Raw genomic sequence first — 23,754 nt, forward strand, 5'->3', positions numbered from 1 at the left:
CTACCTTTAATATAAGGTTGAAATTCTGTTTTTAAAAAATATATTTAAATACAAAATTGATTTTTTAATGACCAGTTAAATTACTATCACCAAATTTATCGTTAAATGGTTTTATAATTCTGTTTATAGGTCCTTTTAGAAGTACATTTAAACAAATAGACAGAATCATAAATAGCAATAGAACTAATATATCTTTAGTTAAATTTGGAGCATATATACCACCCACTGCTTCCCTTGTAGCACCTATTGCATAGGTAAATGGCATTATAGGATTTATTCTTTGGAAGAATGTAGGTGTAACTTGTATAGGGAATGTACCACCAGAAGAACCAATTTGAACGACTAATAGTACTATTGCAATTGCTTTTCCTACATTTCCAAATACAGAAACCAAAGAATAAACAATAAAGTTAAATACCATACTAGTAAACATAAGCAGAAGTATCAATAAAATTGGATGCTTTGCTGTTACTCCTAATAATAGTATGTCTCCAGTTCCAATTATGAAGCCTTGGATGAGAGCTATACTTAGAAAAGTAAGACCCCTTCCAAAATAAATTTCATATGGCTTATAGTTTCCATGTACAGATGTAGATAATAATGCTGAAAGAAGTAATATACCTACCCATGTAGAAAGAACACTATAAAATGGTGTCATTGCAGAACCATAATTTTCAATTGGATATAATTTTTCTGTTTTCACTTCAACAGGTTCCTTTAAGAAATTAGACTTTGTTAATATATCACTTTCAAGTAAGCTGACTAATTTTTTCATATCTTCACCATTACTAATCTTACTTAAATTATCAATCAAGTCATCCAACATTCCTTTTGCAAGAGGAAGTCTTTCTCTTATTAATGATATACTTTCCTGTGCATTTCCTGAAAGACTTAGAGAAGTAGTAAGTATTTCTTCAACCTTTGGAAGTTTTGCTTCTGCCTTATCTAAAACAGTAATTATATCATTTGCTACTTTTATACTATTTGAAAATATACTATTTATAGGTTTTGATATTTTTGAATCAAAATTATTTAAAATATTTAAATTAATTCTTCCAATACCATTTGATAAACTTAAAACATTATTTAATGCACTTATAGATGGTTGTTGCCCAGATATAACCTTGTTTTTAATGTCATTCAATGTTGATATAGAGGAATCTATTTTATTGTTAGAGTCTTCTAGGTTATCTATTACATCATCCAATCTATTATTTGATGTAAGCTGGTTTAATTTAGTTAAAAAGTCTTCTAATGTATCATTTAAAGATTGTAAATTAGAAAGCTTTTCTGATAAATTATCTATCAACTTAGGGACATCTTCACTTCCACTATTTACAGCATCAATTAAATTTAATGTAAGGGAAGAAGCCGAAGATGAAAGGTCAACCATTAAATTTAAATCAGATTTTATAAGAGGAGAAAGCTCATCTAAATTGTCATTTGTATCCTCTAAGAATTTCTTTAAATCATTTGATAACAGTTTTGTATCATTTAAAGTCTTTTTAATAGTAGGTAAATCTGATTTAATATCTTTAACTGTATCAGACAACTTTGAAGTAGCATCAGAGGCTAAATCGACAGTCTTATTTATATGGTCAAATCTCTTTTGAAGGTCGATAAGAGAACTTTCAACCTTTGTTAATTTTGGAAGACTGTGTTCAATTCCTGCACCAACTCCATTTGATATACCAAGAACGATTTCACTTACTGTTTTTACTATAGTCTGATTAACTTGTAACTGTATTGTAGAAGCACCTTTGTCAGTAATCTTTGGTGCAACTGCATTTATTTTTTCATTTACTGTATAAATAATTTCACCTTTTTTAACATCATCCGTAATTAATGATGTTAAATCTTTTGTAAAATTCTTTGGTATTTTAAGTGACGCATAATAAGTACCTTTTTTAACACCTTCAAGAGCGGTTTTTTCATCTACAAACTGCCAACCTAAACTTTTATTATCCTTAAGTTGTTCGATTAATTGGTCTCCTACATTAATCTTTTGACCTGCTATTTCATTTCCTTTATCTTCATTTGTTACTGCTACAAGCATATTAGCAGTACTTCCATAAGGGTCCCAAGATGCCTTTATATTGAACCAAGCGTACAAAGAAGGTAAAAAAGCAAGTCCTACAACTATTACAAGTACTGCGTAATTTCCACGTATATCTTTTAGGTCATTTTTAAAAATTTCTAATATATTTTTTAAACCATTTGAAGGTTTTAAATTCTTGATATTATTCCAGTTTAAAAATTCTTTTAAACTATTAGTTTTTTTCAAATGTCTCACCTCCTAAAATATTTTGATAGAGAAAAAGTTAGATTTATAATCAATTTTAAATTATATTACTTTTTACACAAATAGTAAAGTTAAAGTTTTGTCTTAATTTTAATACATATATATTATATATAATAGTATGCTATAAATATATATAAATATAGGAAATAAAAACAAATAATTTATAACGTGTATAGTATAAAAATTAATAATAAAACAAATATTTATAATTGATACAATCAATTAAATTAGCCATTATGATATACTTTTTATAATGAGAAAATTCTATGAAGGGATGATTAAATGAGGTATTTTAAAAAATACATAAAAAAATATATAGTATTATTTCTGACAGCAGTATTTTTTTTGACATTGGAAGCTTTTTGTGATTTAGCTCAACCAACTATAATGGCAAAAATAATAGATATAGGAGTTTCAAATAAGAACTTAGATTACATATTATCAACTGGAGCTTTAATGATAGGAATAACCTTTTTAGGGGCAATATTTTCAATAATAAGAAGTATAATCTCAGCAAGAGTTTCTCAGTGCTTTTCCTACGATTTGAGACAGGATGTATTTGAAAAGATAAATACATATTCATTAAAACAAATAGATAAATTTGGTAGAGCATCACTAATAACAAGAATCACTAATGATATTAACCAAATACAACAATTCGTTCATGGAATGATGAGGGTTTTTATAAAATCGCCAATCATGTGTATAGGAAGCTTAATTATAGCCATAAAATTAAATTTAAAGATGTCAATAATTATCTTAGTTGCAGTTTTAATTATATTTATTATAATATTACTCAATATGAAGATTGGATATAGACTATTTAAAAATGTACAGGAAAGTACAGATAAAATAAATTCAAAATTAAGACAGTTTTTAAGTGGAATAAAAGTAGTTAAATTATTTTGCAGATACAATTATGAGAGTAAACGTTTTGAAGAGTTAAATGAAGAGCTTTTTCAAAATAGTAGAAAAGCTACAACAATGATGTCGTTTTTTAGACCTACAATTACAATAATTATTAATATTTCCATAATAATAATATTATTAATTGGAAGACATTTAGTTTATTCAGGAGAAATTAAAATTGGAATTATAGTTGCTTATGTAAATTATATGACTAGAATATTAACCTCACTTATAATGATTTCACATGTTTTTAATGTTTTTGTTCGCGCAAAAGCTTCTTATGAAAGAGTAAGTGAAGTTTTGCTTGATGAGAATGAAGAAATAATTGAGAAAAATACCAGTTTAAATGTTGAAGAAAAGAATTTAAAATTTACAAGTGGTGATATAGTTTTTGAAAATGTTTATTTTTCATATAATAAAAATACAGATGAAAAAATATTAAAAAATGTATCTTTTAAAATAGAAGAAGGTCAAAATATTGGTATGATTGGTCAGACTGGTTCAGGAAAGACTTCTTTAATAAATTTAATTCAAAAATTATATATAGTTGACAAAGGAGATATTAAGATTGGAGGAAATAGTATATACAGTGTTTCTGAAGAAAGTTTAAGAGAAGGAATAGGTGTAGTATTTCAAAATAGTAGTGTATTTGGGAAAAGTATACTAGAAAATATAATTATGGGAAATAAGGCTATAAGTAGAGAAGATGTTATAAATTCATGTAAGATAGCAAATGCAAATCAATTTATAACAAAACTTGAAAATTCTTATGATGAAGTTTTATTTCAAAGGGGTAAAAACCTATCAGGAGGACAAAGACAAAGAATTACTATAGCTAGAGCTATAGCAAAAAAACCACAAATATTAATTCTTGATGATTGCTTTAGTGCAATGGATATTAATACAGAGACGACTATTAGAAAGAATATAAAAGATTATATAAATAATTTAAAAAACAAAGAAAATAAGAAATGTACCATCATAACTATTTCACAAAAGATTAGTTCTATAATTGACTGTGATAAAATTTTAGTCTTAGATGAGGGAGAGGTGGTTGGATTTGCTACACATGAAGATTTACTGGTTAGTTCTCCAATTTATAAAAAAATTTTTGAGTTGCAGAACTTAGCAAATGAAGATGTAAATTAAGGAGGAAGTATATTGAATTTAGGTACTGGAAATCAAAAGGTCAGTAGATTGAAGAAAAAAGAGAAGCCTAAAGATTTTAAGAAAACATTTAAAAGAATTTTTATGTACTTTAAAAAAGATAAAAAGATTACTAGATTAATTTTTTTGCTGGTAATAGTCGATTCAATTATATCAACTATAATACCATATACTCTTGGGAAAGTAGTTGACATAATAAATATTGATACTTATTCAAGGTCCATTTTCTTGAAAGGCATAATTATATTATTCTCATTTTATATAATTGAATTCTCAGTTAAACTGTCTAAGGGTATATGTACAGCTAGACTATCTCAAAGTATAGTTAAAGAGATGAGAAGTAATTTGTTTTTGAAATTTAAAAATCTACCAATAACCTTCTTTGATAAAAGTTCTACTGGAGATATTATGAGCAGGGTAACAAATGATGTTGATAATATTAGTACAGGAATCTCAAATTCATTAGTACAATTAATTACAGGAATTTTAAATATATTGATGACTTTCATTATGATGTTTATATTAAGTCCAATTTTGACCTTTTGTAGTATTATATTGATACCAATAGTAATGTTTCTAAGTAACTTTATAGCAAAGAGGACTAGAGTTCTATTTAAGCAACAACAAGTAGAGTTAGGGAAGTTAAATTCTCATATTGAAGAAATGGTATCGAATATAAATGTAGTAAAATCTTTTAACTATGAAAGAAAGTCTGTAGAGGATTTTAGAGAAGTCAATGATAGACTATTAAATATTTCACTCAAATCGCAAATTTATACATCCCTTTTAATGCCTATTATGAATGTAATTAGTAATATAGGATTTGCAACTATATGTATTATAGGTGGAGTTTTGGCATCTAAGGATATTATAACTATAGGAGTTATAGCTAGTTTTTTAAGTTATGTAAGACAATTTACAAGACCTTTAAATGAATTGGCAAATCTATTTAATACATTACTTTCAGCAATAGCAGGATGCGAAAGAGTTTTTGAAATTATAGACGAAAAAGAGGAACAGGAAGCAAAGAGCGTATTTAAAAGTAAGTTTAATGACAATAAGAAGGATAATTTAAATTCTTCTTTTGTAAATGGAGAAATAGAATTTAAAAATGTAAGTTTTTCTTATAATTCAAAAAAGAAAGTTTTAGATAATATAAATTTAAGAATCAAAGCAGGCACATCAAATGCCATTATAGGAGAGACTGGTAGTGGGAAAACAACAATTATAAATCTAATTACAAATTTCTATCAAGTAGATAAAGGAAGTATATTTTTAGATGGTGAAGATATATATTCTATTAACAGAAACTATTTGAGGTCTTGTTTTGGAGTAGTTCCACAAGAAAGTTATATATTCAATGATACGGTCATGGAAAATATAAGGTATGGAAATCTAATGGCCACTGATGAAGAGGTTATATGTGCTAGCAAAATAGCAAATTCGCATAAATTTATAACGAAAATGCATGAAGGATATAATACTGTATTATCAGATAGGGGTGAGGATTTAAGTGAAGGTCAAAAACAATTAATAAGCATTGCCAGAGCAATATTAAAAAATGCACCTATACTCATTTTAGATGAAGCTACAAGCAATATAGATATAGCAACTGAAGCTAAGATTCAAGATGCAATAAATAATTTGACTTTTGGGAAGACAAGTATAATTGTAGCTCATAGATTAAGTACCATATCAAATTGTGATAATATAATAGTTTTAGAAAATGGTAGAATTATAGAATCTGGAAATCATAAAGAACTAATAGAATTAAAAGGACATTATTATAGAAACATACTGTTAACACAAGGGAAGTAAGTATTTAGAAAAAAACTTTAAAAAAATTGTTTAAAGGTATATGCCTCGGGTATATATAAACTAACTTGATAAATAAAAAATTTAATTTGATATATAAAATTTAGGAGGAAATTAATTATGAAAAAATTTGTTTGTACAGTATGTGGATATATACATGAAGGGGATGCTGCACCAGCACAATGTCCAGTATGTAAAGTTGGAGCTGATAAATTTGAAGAAATGAAAGGCGAAAAAAATTGGGCTGATGAGCATAGAATAGGTGTAGCTCAAGGTGTAGACGAAGAAGTAATTGAAGGATTAAGAGCTAACTTCGTTGGTGAATGTACAGAAGTAGGAATGTATTTAGCAATGAGTAGACAAGCTGACAGAGAAGGTTATCCAGAAGTAGGAGAAGCTTATAAGAGAATAGCTTTTGAAGAAGCTGAGCATGCTGCTAAATTTGCAGAACTTCTTGGAGAAGTTGTAGTTGCAGATACAAAAGAAAACTTAAGAGTTAGAGTTGATGCTGAGTATGGTGCAACTGATGGAAAACTAAAATTAGCTAAAAAAGCTAAAGAATTAGGATTAGATGCTATACATGATACGGTACATGAAATGTGTAAAGATGAAGCTAGACATGGTAAAGCATTCTTAGGATTATTAAATAGATATTTTGGAAAATAAATTTAATATAAGTTAAGTAGATTTTTAGGAGTATATCATTTATGATTTTTAAAATTATAAGGATATACTCCTTTTTAATAGTTGTATTTTATTTTATAGCTATAATCCTGTAAATATTTAAATGAGTATAAATATAGTTTTAATGAAATTAATTTTTTAGTTTTATCATCTCTAATTTATATAATAATGAAATTAATTTGATACAAATATATATTTATGGTAAAATTGGAAAAATAAATAAGTATTTGATTAGAAAGGAGCATTTATGATGTTTAAAACTGTACTTGAAGATGAAGAATATGCTTTGTTATGTAAGAATTATTCTAAAAATGATGGAGTAAAAGCAATACTCATTTATTTAATACTTATGTTATTAGTGTTTTTCCAAGGTTATTTGTATACAACAAATTTAAGTTCAACAATTTTAACTAACTCACAAATGATATTGTCAATCTTGGATTTATTTATAGGATTGGGATTTGTACTACTTTCAAAGGAAAAACTAAATACGATTGGGCTTACAGTGCGAAATTTAAATAAAAGTCTTTTGTATGGAGTTTTTGGTGCTGCAGTACTCGTAATTTTCGTTATTTTAGCAGAGGGAATTATGAAAGGAAAAAAAGTTGATTTTCAATTACCCACTGTTTATATGGTTGCTACATTTATTGTTTCTGCTATTCCAGAAGAAATTGCTTTTAGAGGGTATATTCAAACAAGGTTAACTGGATTAATAAAAAATAGTGTACTTTTATCTTGTGTTAATGCTTTCCTTTTTTTATCTATACATTACCCTGTAAAATGGATTGTAAATGGATATTTTTCATTTTCACTTCTACCTGGATTTTATGTGATATGTCTTATATTACTTCACCTTTTATGTGACTTAGTATATAGAAAAACTAATTGTCTGTGGGGGTCATGCCTACTTCATATCTTGTATAATATTGTTACAGGAGTGATGATTTTTACTACTTAGTCAATATTACTTTGTAGAAAGTTTATTGTAAAAAAACGGATTATTTTATAAGTTAAATTTTAGAAATAGTAAATTAACATACTTAAAAGAATACATTAAACTAAATGTAAAAAATATTGACAGGTGGTGGACAATATGATTAAGTATATACATAAAAGTAATATAGCTATTGTTGTACTACATGAAATTTATGGAGTTAATAATTTTATAAAAGATGTTTGTAAAAAGTATTATAAAGATGGGTATGATGTGTTTTGCCCAGAGCTTTTGGGATATAGAAAAGTTTTTTCTTATTCAGAAGCTCAAGAGGCGTATGATTTTTTTATAGATAGTGTTGGATTTAACATTTATAAAAGTGTAGAAAAACTCATAAATGATTTAAAATCAGAATATAAATATGTACTTGTTGTAGGATATAGTGTGGGTGCAACTATTGCATGGAGATGTAGTGAAGATTCTCTTTGTGATGGTATAATTTGTTGTTATGGTTCTCGAATTAGAGATTATATGGATGTAATTCCGAAATCTCCTACTTTATTAGTATTTGCAAAATATGATTCATTCGATGTAGATTCTGTTTCTTGTCAACTTTCTGGAAAACAAAATATTCAAATCGAAATTTTAGAGGCAAATCATGGTTTTATTGATGTATACTCAAAACATTATTCTGATATTCAAACACAAGTATTTAGTATTAAAGAAAAAAGTTTTATAGCTAAATATTTAGAGTAGTATAACTTATTGTAAAATATATAAAAATATTTAATTAATCTGAAAAGTTTTTTATGGCACTATTGATATTTAAAAATATTAGTAGTGCCATTATATTTTAGTGCTATTATGTTTTTGAGATATAGTTAATTAATCTAATTATAGTATTAATTATGTTTTTATGATTTTTAATGAGTTACTATAATGCGATACATTTAAACAGACAATAAGAAAATTAATTGTAGCTGAATAAGAATATTATATGAGAATATTGCAATTTGATATATTTACCAGTACAATAAAAGTAGTTACAACTGGTAAACTAAATAAATTAAAGCAAGTTGGCAAATTGGAGGTTTTTAAATATGAAATCATTTAAAAAGCACTTCTTGATACTTTCTTTGATATTTTTACTTATTATATCCTGCCTTGACAATGTTCAATGCTTTGCTGATGAGTCTGAAAATTCAAAAAAAATACGAGTTGGATATTGTGATAACTATGGAATTATATCTTCACCAAAAGATAATTCTTATACAGGATATGGTTATGACTATTTAAAAGAAATTTCAAAATATACGGGATGGAAGTATGAATTTATAAAAGGGTCTTGGGAAGAATGTTTAGATAGATTAGAAAAAGGTGAGATAGATTTACTTGGACCTTTACAGAGTAATGATGAAAGAAATAAAATATTTAATTTTCCTAAAATAAGTTCGGGATATGAATATAGTGCACTATATACAAATGAAAGTAACTACAATATGTTTTATGAAGATATAAGTTCATTTAATGGTATGAGAGTGGCTGTGCTCAAAGGTAATTTTCATAATATTGCATTTGAGAAATATAGAGAAGAAAATAAATTTTCAGTGGAATATATATATTGTAATTCTATTGATGAGTTAATTGAGTCTGTAAATGAAAATAAAGCAGATGCTTTTGTTTGTGGAAGTATCGTAAATGCAAAAGGAATGAAAATAGTTAGTAAGTTTTCAATGGAACCTTTTTATTTTGCTACTACAAAAGAAAAAACTAACCTAGCAAAAGAATTAGATTATGCTTTAAAGGAATTAAAAATGAATAACATGTACTATGATATGGAGTTATATAAAAAGTATTTTAAAAGAGATGTTACTAATTCCATAGCATTTACTCGTCAAGAAATTAATTTTATTAAAGCAAATCCAAAGCTTACTATGGTATACGATTCAGAGTGGTCTCCTGTTGAATATTATGATATGGTAAGTAATTCGTTTAAAGGTATAAGCTCTGACTTAATGTCAGTTATATCAAAAAAATGTGGTATAGAATTTGAATATATTAAAACAAAAAATTATAATGAGAGTCTTAATTATATAAAAAACGGAAAGGCAGATATGCTTTGTGGCTCAATTAATGAAAACAATAAAGAAAAACGATTCAATATGAAATTGACAAATCCGTACATAAATATTCCAATAGTTATGGTTGGAAAATTAGGAACTAATCTGAATAATGATTTAAATATTGCTTTAACGAGTAGCTATAAGTCTATTGATTCTTATATAGAAAAAAATTTTGAAAATTCTAAAACAACATCTTATAAGTCTATAGAAGATTCTTTAGATGCTATAGATGCAGGAAAAGCAAATTTAATGGTACTTAGTTCTTATCAGTTTGATGAACTTTTAAAGAAAGGAAAAGCCAATAATTTATCTATTATATCAGTTTTAGATACTAATTATGGAATGTGTATAGGAGTATCAAATAAAATTAATCCAATATTGATATCAATTTTAAATAAATCAATAGGTAAAATTACTGAAGAACAGTTAAATGATAGCATATATTCTAATACTATTAATAAGCCTTATAAGGTAGCATTTAGTGTTATTTTTAAAGAGTACTCGGTACAAATTATTATGTGTATTTGTATTATATTTTTAATTGCCATCAAATATATAATTTATAATAAGAAAAAGAAAGAAGATTCTCTGAAAAAAATTGCATACATAGATTCATTAACAGGAGCAGATAGTATAGAGAAGTTTAAAATAAATGCAGATAAACTGTTTTCTAAAAATAATCCAGAATCATATGTGTTATTTTATATGGATGTTGATAAATTTAAATATATAAATGATATGTTTGGATTTGATATGGGAAATAATACTTTGATACATATATCAAATACTATTGCAAGTGAATTACATGAGGATGAAATCTTTGCAAGAGTTTCTGCTGACCATTTTGTTCTTCTCATTAAATATAAGACAGATGAAGATATTAAAGCAAGACTAAATAGTATTTATAACAAAGTTCAGATATTTAGTAATCCGAAAATAAATTACTATAAGTTGATTTTAGATTGTGGTATATACAAAATAAATAAAGATGATAGGGATATAAATACTATTATGGATAGAGCAAATACTGCTAGAAAGACTATAAAAGGTGGTCATAAAAATTCATTTGCTTTTTATAATGATGAAATGCATAATAAAATACTAAAAGAAAAAGAAATTGAAAATACAATGATAGATGCTCTTAATAATGGAGAATTTATTGTGTATTTTCAGCCTAAATATAGCCTTTTAGATTACCAAATCATAGGAGCTGAAGCACTTGTTCGTTGGAATAATCCAAAGAAAGGTTTAATACCACCAATAGAATTTATACCAGTATTTGAGAGAAATGGTTTTATTGTAAACATTGATTTTTATGTATTTGAAGAAGTGTGTAAAAAGATTAGAGAATGGATGGATGAAGGTCAAAAAGTGGTGCCTATATCTGTTAACTTATCTCGAATGCATTTTGTAAATAGTAACTTTGTTGAGAGGTTTAGATTAATTGTTGATAAATATAAGATACCAACAAATTTTATAGAATTAGAGCTAACAGAAACAGCAGTATTAAATAATATAGAAGGTTTGATTGATACAATGAATCATCTAAAAGAAAATGGGTTTATAATTTCTATGGATGACTTTGGAACAGGGTATTCTTCGCTTAATCTTCTAAAAGAATTGCCTGTTGACATATTAAAATTAGATAGAGCATTTTTTACAGAAAAAGATGAGAGCGATAATGAAAAAATTGTTATATCCAATGTCATTAGAATGGCAAAAGAACTAAAAATGAAGGTAATATCAGAAGGGGTAGAAACTATTTCACAATTAGACTTTTTAAAACAAATTGGATGTGATATGGTACAGGGATACCTATTTTCTAAACCAATGCCTATAAAAGAGTTTGAGAAAATAGTTTTTAAAAAAGAAGAAAATAATGTATAAGTGATGTGAAAACATATACACAATAAAGATGCTTTAATATAGTTAAATATACTATTTTGGAGCATCTTTATTTTTATATAGATTTTATCAATAGGATAACTCAAATGAGAAAAAAAATCAAAAGAATACAATAATCACTTGCAAAGTTTATACTATTGTGGTAGACTTAAATCAAAATTAGGAATTGTAAAAAGAAGGAAAAAATAGGTTATTATTTTAACTGATTAAAACTTAAGATAAAATATTGTAATTCATATATGAGATAACGATTGCTTGTAAATTTAAATTAGTTTAAGAGGAGGAATATTATATGATGCCATTGATACTATCAAATACAGGAGAAGAAGTAGTTATAAAGAAGATTTCAGGAAGTGACAAAACAAGAACTTTTTTAAATAGTATAGGTTTTGTAGTAGGTACAAACGTTAAAATAATTTCTAAGATAGATGGTAATTTAATAATAGATGTAAAAGATACTAGAGTTGCATTGGATAAAAAGATGGCAAGCAGAATAATAATATAGGGAGGTAACAACATGAACAGACTAAAGGATATTAAGTGTGGAGAGACTGTAAAAGTCAAAAAATTAGAAGGAGAAGGAGCCACACGAAGACGTATAATGGATATGGGAATTACTAGAGGTGTTGATGTATTTGTAAGAAAAGTAGCTCCTCTTGGAGACCCAATTGAAATAACAGTCAGAGATTATGAACTATCAATTCGTAAGTCAGATGCAGAAAAAATTATTGTGGAATAATAAAATTAATTAATTAGAATAGGGTTAGTGCAATTATATAATGAGAATGATTTTCTGTATCATAAATAGTTATGTACTTAATAATAATGGAGGGAATGGAAATGTCAATAAAAATAGGTCTCATAGGAAATCCTAACTGTGGTAAGACAACAATGTTCAATGGGCTTACAGGTTCATCGCAATATGTTGGTAACTGGCCAGGAGTAACAGTTGAAAAAAAAGGTGGAAAATTAAAAGGAAATAAAGATGTGGAAATAGTAGATTTACCAGGTATTTATTCTTTATCTCCATATACATTAGAAGAAGTAGTTACACGTAATTTTATGTTGGATGATAAACCAGATGCAGTAATAAATATTGTAGACGCATCAAATATAGAGAGAAATTTATATCTTACAACTCAAGTTTTAGAATTGGGTATACCTACTGTTATAGCTCTTAATATGATGGATATTGTTAATAAGAATGGTGATAAGATAAATATTAAAAAGTTATCTGAGGTTATAGGTTGCCCAGTGGTAGAAGTAACAGCAGTTAAAGGTCAAGGAATAATGGAAGCTGCTGAAAAGGCAATTGAACTTGCAAGTAGCAACAATAAATTAGATTTTAAATTGCCTTTTGTTGACGAAAGTAAGGAAGCAATAGAAAAAATAGAAAAAATAATAGAAGAAAAGACTCCGTACATAGATATGGAAACACGTTGGTTAGCTATAAAGTTATTTGAAAGAGATGAAAATGTTATACAAAAACTTGATATCTCTAAAACAATATTGAATAACATAGAAGAAATAACTAGAAATTGTGAAGATGAATTGGATGATGATAGTGAAAGTATAATAACAGCAAATCGTTATGAATTTATTAGCTCAATAATTTCAAGTATAATAAAGAAGAATAGAAAAGGCAAGGAAACTGTATCAGACAAGATAGATAAGATTGTAACAAACCGAATACTAGCATTACCTATTTTTGCACTTATAATGTGGGGAGTTTACTATATAGCAGTGAGTTCGTTGGGCGCTATAGCAACTGATTGGACTAATGATGTACTGTTTGGAGAAATTATTCAAGGGAATGTAAGTAACTTTTTGGTTTCTTTAAATGTAGCGGATTGGTTACAAGGGCTTGTAGTTGATGGTCTAATTGGTGGAGTTGGAGCTGTATTAGGATTTGTTCCACAAATCATGCTTTTATTCTTACTATTATCAATACTAGAAGATTGTGGATATATGTCACGTGTAGCCTTTATAATGGATAGAATTTTCCGTAAGTTTGGTCTTTCAGGAAAATCATTTATACCAATGCTTATAAGTTCTGGTTGTGGAGTTCCAGGAGTTATGTCAACTCGTACTATAGAGAATGATAGAGATAGAAAAATGACTATTATGTTAACTACATTTATTCCATGTGGAGCTAAGATTCCAATAATAGCATTATTTGCAGGAGCATTGTTTGGAGGTGCTTCATGGGTAGCACCATCAATGTATTTCTTAGGGATTGTAATGATAATCATCTGTGGAATAATATTAAAGAGAACTAGTTTATTTGCAGGAGAGCCATCTCCATTTGTTATGGAATTACCTCAATATCATGTTCCAAGTGCAAAAGGTGTTTTGATACACATGTGGGATAGAGGAAAAGCATTTATAATCAAAGCAGGTACAATTATATTTATAGCTTGTGGAGTAATTTGGTTCTTACAATCATTTAACTGGTCATTACAGATGGTAGATGCTGGTGACAGTATATTAGCTAGTTTAGGAAATATAGTTGCACCAATATTTGCACCTCTTGGATTTGGAAACTGGCAATCATCAGTAGCAACAGTTACAGGACTAGTGGCTAAGGAAAATGTAGTTGGAACATTTGGAGTTTTATTTGGTATATCAGATGCAACAGAGCAAGATCCAGCACTTCTTGGTTCAGTTGCAAGTATGTTTACAGTAGCTAGTGCGTTTGCATTTATGACATTCAACATGCTTTGTGCACCTTGTTTTGCAGCTATTGGAGCCATAAAAAGAGAAATGGGTTCATGGAAATGGACATGGATTACATTAGGATTCCAAACTTTAACAGCATATATAGTTGCTCTTCTTGTCAATCAAGTTGGAAGTTTAGTTTTAGGTACTGGAGGAAGTATTGCTGGGGCAATAATATCTATAGTTATAGCAGTAGCTGTAGTATTGGCAGTTTTAACTTATTCAAATAGAAATATGAAAAAAGAAAAAATTGGTAAATTAAGTTATATGAAAAATTAATTCATATAAATAAGGAGTGGTAAATATGGCTACATTTATTATAGCGGCTATTGTGGTAGTATTAATGGCATTAGCTGTAATGCATATGGTTAAAAATTCAAAAAAGAATGGTAGCAGTTGTGGATGTGGTTGTTCTGGATGCTCAAGCAGCAAGAGCTGTAATAGCACTAAGAGATAGATAAAATAAGAACCTGATAAAAAGTATAAATTACTTTGTTATCAGGTTCTTATTTTTTATATAAATAATAAATTTCATGTTTGGGGTAGGTTAGACTATGTTGTAATTTTAATGTATAATTATAGACAAATATATGATTAGGAGGTATTATTGCTAAACAAGGCAATATAAATGTATATTATGTTTAAATTTGACGTGACAAATGAACTTATGTGTATAGCAAGGGGAAGTGGCAAATTTTTTGCAAAAAAAGGTGCTATGGTAGCCTTTAAGGGAAATTTTAATTTTGAAAAATTGTTATTAGGTCCCAACAATGGTGGTGGTTTAGGAAGAGCACTGTTAGGGCATGTTCAAAGGTCATTGACAGGAGAACAAATGCCAATAATGGTTGTTGAAGGTGAAGGGGAAATTTACCTAGCTCAAAATGCTTATCATGTAGATGTAATATCGATTGACCCAGGTGATTCAATTTATGTTGAGAGTGAAAATTTATTGGCATTTTCTGAACAATTAAATTATAGTGTAAAACTAATTGGTTCAGGAGTACTATCTCAAAAAGGTCTTTTTACTACACATTTAATAAATAAAACAGGCCAAAATCAAGATGTTGCTATAATAACAGATGGGAACCCCCTAATACTTGAAGGTCCTTGTTGTGTTGACCCAGATGCATTAGTAGCTTGGACTGGAAGAGAACCATATCCAAAGGTAGCAAAATTATCATGGAAGACTTTTATTGGTCAGACTTCGGGGGAATCTTATCATATGGAATTTGTTGAACCTGGACAAATAGTTATTATACAGCCATCTGAAAGATTGTCTGGCTTGAAAACAGATTCTACACCTTCTGATAGAATGAATTCAGGTGGATTAAGAATTGGTATAGATTAGATTTTATAGTGTAGCTTAATCATTCTTTAGGATTTTAAAAAATAAAAAGGGTAGCAGGGATAGATATATTAAAAGGAGTTTTATATGATTGAGAAAATTCATAAAAAGTTCAAAGGATATTATATTTTTTTAATAATTTTAATTTTATGGAAGATTGTATGTATTCTGGGGATATGGAGTAGTTATATCTTGCCTCCTCCTGAAAGAGTTTTAGATACTTTCATAAAAATGATATATGATGGTTCTATTTTCTTAAATGCTTATGCCAGTATAAAAAGAATATTGGTAGGTTTTTTAATAAGTTCACTGATAGCGATACCACTTGGAGTTGTATTTGGAGTAAATAAAAAAATGTATGAATATTTCAAACCACTCTTTGAATTTATGCGAAGTACACCTCCACTAGCTTTGGTTCCAATGCTGATTTTATGGTTTGGTATAGGTGAAGAATCCAAAATTATAATTATCATTTTAGCATCCTTTTTCCCAATATTTTTAAATACATTGAAAGGCATAAAAAATTGCGATAACAAATTAATAGAAGTGGGTAAATCTTTTAATTTATCTAAGAAGAGAATTTTTTATAAAATAATAATTCCTAATTCTATGTTAGATATTGTTGTTGGACTTAGTTTAGGTCTTGGATATAGTTTTAGAGCTATAATTGGAGCAGAGCTTATTGCAGCTTCTTCAGGTCTAGGATATTTGATTTCTGATGGAAAAGATATGTCGCGAACTGATGTTGTATTGGTAGGTATTTTTGTTATTGGATTTTTAGGTATACTTTCAGATTATTTATTTTCAAAGGCGATAATAAAGTTTAGCAAAGGGAAGCAGGTTGATTTAAATGGTTAGAAATGGATTTTTACTAGAGAATATACATAAAAAATATTTAGTTGATAATAAAGAACACTTAGTTCTTGATGATGTATCGTTAAATATATCTAGTGAAGAAATAACTGTTATATTAGGTGAAAGTGGATGTGGTAAGACTACTTTACTTAGAATTTTAGCAGGTCTTGAAAATGCGACTAGTGGAAATATATATTTTTATAGTAATGATAAAAAGTGCATTCCAAAAGTGGGAGTGGTATTTCAAGAAAGTAGACTTATGCCATGGTTGAATGTGAGTGAAAATATACTTTTACATACTGAAAAAAAGAATAGAAATAAAGTTGATTTGGACAAATATTTAAAAATGATGAAGCTTGAAAAATTTAAAAACTCATATCCAAATGAATTATCAGGAGGTATGGCTCATAGAGTAAGTATAGCAAGAGCTCTTTCCTTCAATCCAGATATTTTACTTATGGACGAGCCATTTGCGGCACTAGATTACTTTACAAGAAGAAAAATGCAGAAAGAAGTTATAAATATCCATGAAAATACTAAAAAAGGTGTAGTATTTGTAACTCACAATATCGAAGAAGCTATGGAAATAGCAAAGAAAATAATTGTTTTTAGTAAAAATAAAGGGATTAAACAGTTTAGTGTCGAAGATGAATATAATAGAGATTTAACTAAAAGCTATTATATAAGCTTAAAAAAAGAAATATTAAGGGAATTGGGGGAGTTTTAATTGATTAAAAGAAATAAAAAAATTTTAGCAGTAATGACATCTTTAGTAATGGTGTTGGTTGGTACTGTAGGATGCTCAACAAAAGATGAGGACAAAGATGCACCTGCAAAAAAAGAAGCTAGTTTACCAAAGGAAATAAATCTGACTTATGTAAAATCACCACTTAATGTTCCTAGTATACTGGAAAAAAAGGATGACTTATTTGGAAAAGAATTTAAAAAGGACAATATAAAAGTTAATTTTCATGAATTAACAACAGGACCAGAGCAAACTCAGGCACTAGCTGCAGGGGAGATAGACTTTTTACATGCTTTAGGTGGAACATCTGCAATAATAGCTGCTTCAAATGATGTTGGTCTTAAAATTACAAATATTTATAGTAGATCACCAAAAGGATATATGCTTATAACTAATAACGAAAATATTAAATCTATAAAGGATTTAAAAGGCAAAAAAATAGTAGGGCCAAAGGGAACTATACTTCATCAATTATTAATTGCTGCACTTGCTAAGGAAGGTTACACTATAGACGATGTTGAATATGTAAATATGGATATTCCTGGTGCTGCTTCTGCATTAGAAAGTAAAAGTGCTGATGTAGCTATGCTTGCAGGTCCAACTGCATTAAAAACAATAAATTCAGGTGCTAAGATGATTGTAAATGGAGAAGGATTAGTTAGTGGAATAATAGTTACTGCTGTAAGTGATGATTTTGCTGAAAAATATCCTGAACTAGTAAAAAGATTTATGAAAGTTCATGAAGATACTTTAAAATATATGGATGAAAATAAGGACAAAGTAATGGATGTTGTATCTAAAGAAGTTGGATTATCTTTAGATGAAACAAAAGAAATGTATTCTTGGTATGATTTTAGTTCTAAAATAACAGATAAAGATATAAAAGAGTTAGAAGATACACAAGAATTCTTGATGTCTAATGGAATGCAAGAAAAGAAAATAAATATTAAAGATATGTTGTACAATTAAAATTAGAATATTGAAGTAAAAAATACACCCTTATTTATTATGGAAACAGCATAGTAAAAGGGTGTATTTTTTATTGTCATATATAAAAACACAATTAAAAACAACTTACTATTTTATCTACACTTATGTAGTCTAGTAATTTTCTCATTTTCTTACGATGAAGTAAAAATTTAGAATACGTGTCTTCTGATTGTTTTGTATCTCCATAAACTTTCCAATATTTAATCATAGAAACTTCATAATTACTATATCCCATAAAGCCAATTACATCTTTAAGAGGATATCCTAAAAAAATTCCTATTTCATCAGGGAAAGTATCACCATTAAGTTTATTTACTAAATGCTCCAAATAAGCATTGACATTCGTATTTTGTTTATATCCTAGAAATTTTAAAAAATTTACTGTTTTTTTACATTTTAATCTTTCTGATAATGCATTTTTGTTTACAAATAAGATTTTTAATCCTTTTTTCTTTTTATCAATAACTATAAAATCTATTTTTTTACATTTATATAGATATTTGTAAATGTCACTAATCTTTTCCTCTCTATTTACATCAGTAAATGAAATATTTATTATTTCAGCAGGTTTAGAACCTAAAAAAACTGGACCTAAAACTTCTAAAAGCCATTTTATATATGATGATTCAATTTTATTTTTACAACAAAATTGTGAATTACAACAAGACATAAAAGATAACCTCCTTCAAATGAAAATTAATATCAATTAATTAAATTATACTATGAATGATAATCAATATCAACAATAAAATTATATTTTTTTCATTTAGTTGTTTATTTATTATAATTTCCAAAAAAATAAATTATAACTTGTTTAATTTTAGTAAATAAAAAATAAAAATATAGAAATACTAAATTAAGAAAGAAATATATTAAATTTTTTTGTAATACAAAACATCTAGGAGGATAATAAAAATGAAATTAAAAAGAACTTTATTTGTAGGACTAGCGTTAGTATTAGCTATAGGAATGACTGCATGTACTAAAAAAACAAAAGAAGCAAGTGAGAATGCAGGAAAAAATCCCAATGAATCAGTAAATAACAATGAAGGTTATATGAATTATTATTCAACAAGTTATAACGATTATATAGCAGGTTTAAATAGATACTCTATTTATGATACTCCAGAAAGCATAAACAATCAGTTTAAGGATAAAGAATATCCAGGAAATGAAAAATACTTAAATGATGTAAAGGCTGCGTACAAAGATAGTAGAGATAAAATACAATCATTTGTAACATCTCTTAAAAAAGATGGTAAAACAGAAGATACAGAATTAAAGAAAATGAATGATGAATTAATAACTGAAGGTGAAAGATTAGTAAAAGATATAGATGAAAGAATAAAAAAATTAGACAATGTATCTGATGAAGATATGAAAAAAGGTCAAAATGACTTTATGAAACTAGTTCATGGAACAGAAGATGTTGGAAATGATATAGGTAGTGGTTTTAGAAAAATGATAAAAGATATGAATGATAGACTAGGAATAACAGGAAATAATAAAAAATAATATAACAAATACCTAATTATAAAATGAAAAAGTTTTAAAACATATAGAAGCCCTGAAGATATTATCTTTCTTGGGCTTCGTATTTTTTTATATCAAAATCCAATACAATAATTAAGTCGAATATCTTAATTCCTCAATAATATTAGCAAATTGGTATGATATCTAAGAAGACATTGATATTTTTCATCATAAAATATAAGCACTATCATTTTGTAACCTTAATATTTCCAATATTGCTTTCAACATTAATTTCTATATTAGGATGACTACGAATTCTCCATTTTGCTGTCTTTTTCTCAATAATAATATATTTTTGAAAATTGATTGGAATTAAGCTATTTTTTGTTTTTGCTATAAATTCTAACTCTAAATCTTTAGGAAGTATAATATTAATCTTGTCATTTTTATTAAAGAATGAAAGATTATTAATTACTTTAGTATATTCGATATTTAAATTACCAGAATTATTGGATTTATAATTTCCTGAACCAACAGCAGATTTTATATCCACATTCCCACTAGTGGAAGTATATGTAACATTTCCATATAGTTTGTCACAAGTGACATTGCCACTGAACGTTTAAAAGAATTTTTACTGGCAAGAGGGTTAAAAGTTTTGTCTAATCGTGGTTATATAGATATGCATATACCAAAATATACTCTGAATTGGGTAGCTGAGTATTTGTTGTCTTTTGTAAATAATACTACAATAATAGAATGTATGCAACTTAAATCTTTAATAAAGTCTAAGGTGTTAGAGTTATGTAATCATCATTGCCTTTAAGTCATTTGAAAATACAGGGGTTTGCAAGCTATAAAATCAATAAAAAATAGATATTTATTTTTCACTAAAAGTAATAAAAAATAAGAAATTTAAATAAATTCATTGACAAATATTATTAATGAATATATCATATATAACATAGCAACAAATGATAATCAAATTAAATTAAATAACGTCTTATCAAGAGTGGTGGAGGGACTGGCCCTTTGAAACCCGGCAACCAGTATATTTTATATACATTGGTGCTAAATCCTGCAACTAATATAGTTGATAGATGAGTATAAATAGCTTTCTAAGCCTGAGTTTATACTCAGGCTTTTATTTTGTTAGATACAAATTAAAAGACATAAGCTAGGATAAACATAAAAACTGAGCAGAATATATGGGGAGGAAATTTTATGATTAGCATAAAAAATGTTAATAAGTATTATGGAAAGATTCAAGTGCTTAAAGATGTAAATATTGAAATAGAATCTGGAGAAATTTTTGGAATAATAGGTCATAGTGGTGCAGGTAAATCAACACTACTTAGATGCATAAATGGACTGGAAGAATATCAAGAAGGTAATGTACTTGTTTCTGATAAGGAAGTAAAGTCATTAAATGAAAAGCAGATGAGAGATTTAAGAAAAGAGTTAGGTATGATTTTTCAACACTTTTCATTACTTGAGAGAAGAACTGTATTTGATAATGTAGCATTGCCATTAGAATGTTTTGGATATACAAAATCAGAAATCAAGAAAAGAGTTTTAGAGTTATTAGAAGTAGTTGGAATATCTGAAAAGAAAAATGATAAACCTAGAAATCTAAGTGGTGGTCAAAAACAGAGAGTTGCAATTGCTAGAGCTTTGGCACTAAATCCACAAGTACTTCTTTGTGACGAAGCAACTTCAGCATTAGACCCAAATACTACAAAATCAATTCTTTCATTACTTGAAGATATAAATAAAAAACTAGGAATAACAATAATAGTTGTAACTCATCAAATGGAAGTTATAAAACAGATTTGTGGAAGAGTAGCAATAATGGAAAATGGAGAAGTTTTAGAGGTGGGAGATACAGAAGAAATTTTCTTAAGAAATACTAAAGGACTTAGAAAATTAATCGGTGAAGAAAGTATAATCTTACCAAAGGGAACAAATATAAAGATACTATTCCCTAAAGATATTTCTAATGAAGCTATTATTACAACTATGGCAAGAGAACTAAATATAGATGTTTCTATAATATTCGGTAAATTAGAGCAATTCAAAGAAGATATTTTAGGCTCACTTATCATAAATGTTTCAGATAAAAGTGGAGAACAAGTAAAACAATATCTAACTAGTAAGGGCATAAGATGGGAGGAAATGATAAATGAATAGTTTAATCGACTTTTTGACAACACTATTTCCAAATGCATTGTTACAAACTTTGTATATGGTTATAGTACCAACTATAGTGGCAACAATATTAGGATTTATACTAGCAATCATATTAGTGGTTACAAAACCAGATGGATTAAAACCAAATAGCACAATAAATAGTGCTTTAGGGTTTATAGTAAATATATTTAGAAGTTTCCCATTCATGATACTTATAGTTGCAATGATTCCAATAACTAGATTAATCGTTGGAACAAGTATAGGAGAAACTGCTGCAATAGTGCCTATAACTATTGGTGCAGCACCATTTATCGCTAGAATTATAGAAAGTTCACTAAATGAAGTTGATAAAGGATTGATAGAAGCTGCAAGATCTTTTGGAGCTACAAAGAGACAAATAGTATTTAAAGTTATGATAAAGGAAGCCATGCCTTCAATAGTATCTGGAATTACATTATCAATAATATCTATACTTGGATATACAGCTATGGCAGGTGCAGTAGGAGCTGGAGGATTAGGTAATATAGCACTTATTTATGGATATCAAAGATTTGATACAGCAGTAATGGTGTATACAGTAATAGCACTTGTAATATTAGTTCAGATAATACAAGGTATAGGAAATCTAGCTTACAAGAAACTAAAATAACTTAATCATAAACATTTTAAAGAGGGGGAGTAAAAAATGAAATTAAAAAAATTATTATCAGTAGCATTGGTATCAGCAATAGCAATATCAGCAGTAGGTTGTTCAAACAAAGAGGATAAGAAAATACTAGTAGGAGCTTCATCAAATCCACATGCAAAGATATTGGAAGTTGCAAAGCCATTATTAAAAGAAAAAGGATATGATTTAGAAGTAAAAATATTTGATGACTATGTACTTCCAAATACAGCTTTAGATGAAGGTTCTTTGGATGCTAACTTCTTTCAACATATTCCATTTTTAGAAGAAACTGTGAAGGAGAAAGAATATAAACTTACGTATACATCTAAAGTTCATATAGAGCCAATGGGATTCTATTCAGAAAAAGTTAAGTCATTAGATGAAATAAAAGACGGAGCAGTTATAGCTGTGCCAAATGATGCAACTAATGGAGCTAGAGCACTTAAATTATTAGCAAAAAGTAAATTAATAGAAGTAAAAGATGGAGAGCTTATAACTAAAAAAGACATAACTAAAAATCCTAAAAATATACAAATAAAAGAAATGAATGCAGAACAATTACCAACAGTATTAAAAGATGTTGATGGAGCAGTTATAAATTCCAATTATGCTTTAACAGCTAACTTAAATCCTACTAAAGATGCTATAGTAATAGAATCAAGCGATTCTCCATATGTAAATATAATAGCTTGTAGAGAAAATAATAAAGATAGTGATAAGATAAAGGCTTTATCAGAGGCTATGAACAGTAAAGAAGTTAAGAAATTTATACAAGATGAATATAAAGGAAGTATAGTGCCAGCTTTCTAAATTGAATATGCAAAATCTATAAAATGAGTAAAATTAAAAATATTTACTCATTTTTTTTTATAACTAGAAAGTGACAAATTTTTTGGAAGAATTGTGGTAACATATTTATAGGTAAAACTATA

21 protein-coding genes, 1 pseudogene and 1 riboswitch are annotated in these 23,754 nt (G+C 27.5%); of the genes and pseudogenes, 19 read left to right on the forward strand and 3 right to left on the reverse strand.

Annotated features, from left to right (window positions below; all coding sequences use genetic code 11):
* Positions 1–64: 64 nt before the first annotated feature.
* On the reverse strand, positions 65–2,293 hold the full coding sequence (locus ACTG44_RS07715; RefSeq protein WP_202594856.1) for a YhgE/Pip domain-containing protein: 2,229 nt from the start codon (positions 2,291–2,293) through the stop codon (positions 65–67).
* A 291-nt stretch (positions 2,294–2,584) separates the two neighbouring features.
* On the opposite strand from ACTG44_RS07715, the gene ACTG44_RS07720 reads away from it, so the two are divergent.
* From ACTG44_RS07720 to ACTG44_RS07785, 14 genes are all read left to right on the forward strand, one after another.
* The gene (locus ACTG44_RS07720) at positions 2,585–4,360 is read left to right on the forward strand and encodes an ABC transporter ATP-binding protein (RefSeq protein ID WP_479920108.1); all 1,776 of its coding nucleotides are present in this window, start codon (positions 2,585–2,587) and stop codon (positions 4,358–4,360) included.
* A gap of 12 nt (positions 4,361–4,372) precedes the next feature.
* On the forward strand, positions 4,373–6,196 hold the full coding sequence (locus tag ACTG44_RS07725; RefSeq protein WP_479921542.1) for an ABC transporter ATP-binding protein: 1,824 nt from the start codon (positions 4,373–4,375) through the stop codon (positions 6,194–6,196).
* Between the two features lie 117 nt (positions 6,197–6,313).
* Complete coding sequence (locus ACTG44_RS07730; protein WP_107594844.1) at positions 6,314–6,859, forward strand: NADH peroxidase; 546 nt, start codon at positions 6,314–6,316, stop codon at positions 6,857–6,859.
* Between the two features lie 265 nt (positions 6,860–7,124).
* A complete protein-coding gene (locus ACTG44_RS07735) occupies positions 7,125–7,835 on the forward strand; it encodes a CPBP family intramembrane glutamic endopeptidase (protein WP_479921543.1) in 711 nt (236 codons plus the stop codon).
* A gap of 123 nt (positions 7,836–7,958) precedes the next feature.
* Positions 7,959–8,567, forward strand: coding sequence for a dienelactone hydrolase family protein (locus tag ACTG44_RS07740; protein ID WP_479921544.1), 609 nt, complete (start codon positions 7,959–7,961; stop codon positions 8,565–8,567).
* A gap of 344 nt (positions 8,568–8,911) precedes the next feature.
* Positions 8,912–11,821, forward strand: a complete 2,910-nt coding sequence (locus ACTG44_RS07745; RefSeq protein ID WP_479921545.1) for an EAL domain-containing protein — start codon at positions 8,912–8,914, stop codon at positions 11,819–11,821.
* Positions 11,822–12,131: 310 nt separating this feature from the next.
* A complete protein-coding gene (locus ACTG44_RS07750) occupies positions 12,132–12,344 on the forward strand; it encodes a FeoA family protein (RefSeq protein WP_021384253.1) in 213 nt (70 codons plus the stop codon).
* A gap of 12 nt (positions 12,345–12,356) precedes the next feature.
* Positions 12,357–12,578, forward strand: coding sequence for a FeoA family protein (locus ACTG44_RS07755; protein ID WP_021384243.1), 222 nt, complete (start codon positions 12,357–12,359; stop codon positions 12,576–12,578).
* 101 nt (positions 12,579–12,679) lie between these two features.
* Positions 12,680–14,836 carry a ferrous iron transport protein B gene (gene feoB / locus ACTG44_RS07760; protein WP_021384245.1) on the forward strand — a complete coding sequence of 719 codons (2,157 nt, stop codon included), beginning with the start codon at positions 12,680–12,682 and terminating at the stop codon, positions 14,834–14,836.
* Positions 14,837–14,861: 25 nt separating this feature from the next.
* Positions 14,862–15,014, forward strand: a complete 153-nt coding sequence (locus ACTG44_RS07765) for a FeoB-associated Cys-rich membrane protein (protein WP_021384256.1) — start codon at positions 14,862–14,864, stop codon at positions 15,012–15,014.
* A gap of 180 nt (positions 15,015–15,194) precedes the next feature.
* Positions 15,195–15,905 (forward strand): AIM24 family protein, encoded by a 711-nt coding sequence (locus ACTG44_RS07770; RefSeq protein WP_021384249.1) that lies wholly within the window; start codon positions 15,195–15,197, stop codon positions 15,903–15,905.
* An 84-nt stretch (positions 15,906–15,989) separates the two neighbouring features.
* Positions 15,990–16,760 (forward strand): ABC transporter permease, encoded by a 771-nt coding sequence (locus ACTG44_RS07775; RefSeq protein ID WP_044213199.1) that lies wholly within the window; start codon positions 15,990–15,992, stop codon positions 16,758–16,760.
* Positions 16,753–17,484 (forward strand): ABC transporter ATP-binding protein, encoded by a 732-nt coding sequence (locus ACTG44_RS07780; RefSeq protein ID WP_021384254.1) that lies wholly within the window; start codon positions 16,753–16,755, stop codon positions 17,482–17,484. Before ACTG44_RS07775 ends, ACTG44_RS07780 begins: the two co-directional genes overlap by 8 nt.
* Positions 17,485–17,517: 33 nt before the next feature.
* Positions 17,518–18,471: an NrtA/SsuA/CpmA family ABC transporter substrate-binding protein gene (locus tag ACTG44_RS07785; protein ID WP_479921695.1), complete on the forward strand. Its 954-nt coding sequence runs from the start codon at positions 17,518–17,520 to the stop codon at positions 18,469–18,471.
* Between the two features lie 94 nt (positions 18,472–18,565).
* Here ACTG44_RS07785 and ACTG44_RS07790 read toward each other — a convergent pair whose 3' ends face one another.
* Positions 18,566–19,162, reverse strand: a complete 597-nt coding sequence (locus tag ACTG44_RS07790; protein ID WP_021384242.1) for a DUF3793 family protein — start codon at positions 19,160–19,162, stop codon at positions 18,566–18,568.
* A 245-nt stretch (positions 19,163–19,407) separates the two neighbouring features.
* Here ACTG44_RS07790 and ACTG44_RS07795 point away from each other — a divergent pair, with 245 nt between their 5' ends.
* The gene (locus tag ACTG44_RS07795; RefSeq protein ID WP_479921546.1) at positions 19,408–20,007 is read left to right on the forward strand and encodes a hypothetical protein; all 600 of its coding nucleotides are present in this window, start codon (positions 19,408–19,410) and stop codon (positions 20,005–20,007) included.
* Positions 20,008–20,212: 205 nt separating this feature from the next.
* Here the strand turns inward: ACTG44_RS07795 and ACTG44_RS07800 are convergent.
* Positions 20,213–20,536, reverse strand: a pseudogene (locus tag ACTG44_RS07800) (DUF4097 family beta strand repeat-containing protein); the annotation flags it as partial.
* 87 nt (positions 20,537–20,623) lie between these two features.
* Between ACTG44_RS07800 and ACTG44_RS07805 the strand changes: the two are divergent.
* The 4 genes from ACTG44_RS07805 to ACTG44_RS07820 all read left to right on the forward strand — a co-directional run bounded on the left by ACTG44_RS07805 (position 20,624) and on the right by ACTG44_RS07820 (position 23,632).
* Positions 20,624–20,791: a hypothetical protein gene (locus ACTG44_RS07805; RefSeq protein ID WP_479921547.1), complete on the forward strand. Its 168-nt coding sequence runs from the start codon at positions 20,624–20,626 to the stop codon at positions 20,789–20,791.
* Positions 20,792–20,965: 174 nt separating this feature from the next.
* Positions 20,966–21,072: riboswitch (SAM riboswitch) on the forward strand.
* Between the two features lie 117 nt (positions 21,073–21,189).
* Complete coding sequence (locus ACTG44_RS07810) at positions 21,190–22,155, forward strand: methionine ABC transporter ATP-binding protein (RefSeq protein WP_021384244.1); 966 nt, start codon at positions 21,190–21,192, stop codon at positions 22,153–22,155.
* Positions 22,148–22,804: a methionine ABC transporter permease gene (locus tag ACTG44_RS07815; RefSeq protein ID WP_479918533.1), complete on the forward strand. Its 657-nt coding sequence runs from the start codon at positions 22,148–22,150 to the stop codon at positions 22,802–22,804. The genes ACTG44_RS07810 and ACTG44_RS07815 overlap by 8 nt, the downstream gene beginning before the upstream one ends.
* A 36-nt stretch (positions 22,805–22,840) precedes the next feature.
* Positions 22,841–23,632, forward strand: coding sequence for a MetQ/NlpA family ABC transporter substrate-binding protein (locus ACTG44_RS07820; RefSeq protein WP_021384237.1), 792 nt, complete (start codon positions 22,841–22,843; stop codon positions 23,630–23,632).
* Positions 23,633–23,754 lie beyond the last annotated feature (122 nt).

Source organism: Clostridioides sp. LIBA-2809 (assembly GCF_056688965.1).

Coding starts and splice junctions, on each gene's coding strand:
- ACTG44_RS07750 (WP_021384253.1), top strand. CDS start 12,132: ATGATGCCATTGATACTATCAAATACAGGAGAAGAAGTAGTTATAAAG.
- ACTG44_RS07780 (WP_021384254.1), top strand. CDS start 16,753: ATGGTTAGAAATGGATTTTTACTAGAGAATATACATAAAAAATATTTA.
- ACTG44_RS07810 (WP_021384244.1), top strand. CDS start 21,190: ATGATTAGCATAAAAAATGTTAATAAGTATTATGGAAAGATTCAAGTG.
- ACTG44_RS07820 (WP_021384237.1), top strand. CDS start 22,841: ATGAAATTAAAAAAATTATTATCAGTAGCATTGGTATCAGCAATAGCA.
- ACTG44_RS07815 (WP_479918533.1), top strand. CDS start 22,148: ATGAATAGTTTAATCGACTTTTTGACAACACTATTTCCAAATGCATTG.
- ACTG44_RS07755 (WP_021384243.1), top strand. CDS start 12,357: ATGAACAGACTAAAGGATATTAAGTGTGGAGAGACTGTAAAAGTCAAA.
- ACTG44_RS07735 (WP_479921543.1), top strand. CDS start 7,125: ATGATGTTTAAAACTGTACTTGAAGATGAAGAATATGCTTTGTTATGT.
- ACTG44_RS07775 (WP_044213199.1), top strand. CDS start 15,990: ATGATTGAGAAAATTCATAAAAAGTTCAAAGGATATTATATTTTTTTA.
- ACTG44_RS07795 (WP_479921546.1), top strand. CDS start 19,408: ATGAAATTAAAAAGAACTTTATTTGTAGGACTAGCGTTAGTATTAGCT.
- feoB (WP_021384245.1), top strand. CDS start 12,680: ATGTCAATAAAAATAGGTCTCATAGGAAATCCTAACTGTGGTAAGACA.
- ACTG44_RS07790 (WP_021384242.1), bottom strand. CDS start 19,162: ATGTCTTGTTGTAATTCACAATTTTGTTGTAAAAATAAAATTGAATCA.
- ACTG44_RS07720 (WP_479920108.1), top strand. CDS start 2,585: ATGAGGTATTTTAAAAAATACATAAAAAAATATATAGTATTATTTCTG.
- ACTG44_RS07730 (WP_107594844.1), top strand. CDS start 6,314: ATGAAAAAATTTGTTTGTACAGTATGTGGATATATACATGAAGGGGAT.
- ACTG44_RS07745 (WP_479921545.1), top strand. CDS start 8,912: ATGAAATCATTTAAAAAGCACTTCTTGATACTTTCTTTGATATTTTTA.
- ACTG44_RS07785 (WP_479921695.1), top strand. CDS start 17,518: ATGACATCTTTAGTAATGGTGTTGGTTGGTACTGTAGGATGCTCAACA.
- ACTG44_RS07770 (WP_021384249.1), top strand. CDS start 15,195: ATGTTTAAATTTGACGTGACAAATGAACTTATGTGTATAGCAAGGGGA.
- ACTG44_RS07765 (WP_021384256.1), top strand. CDS start 14,862: ATGGCTACATTTATTATAGCGGCTATTGTGGTAGTATTAATGGCATTA.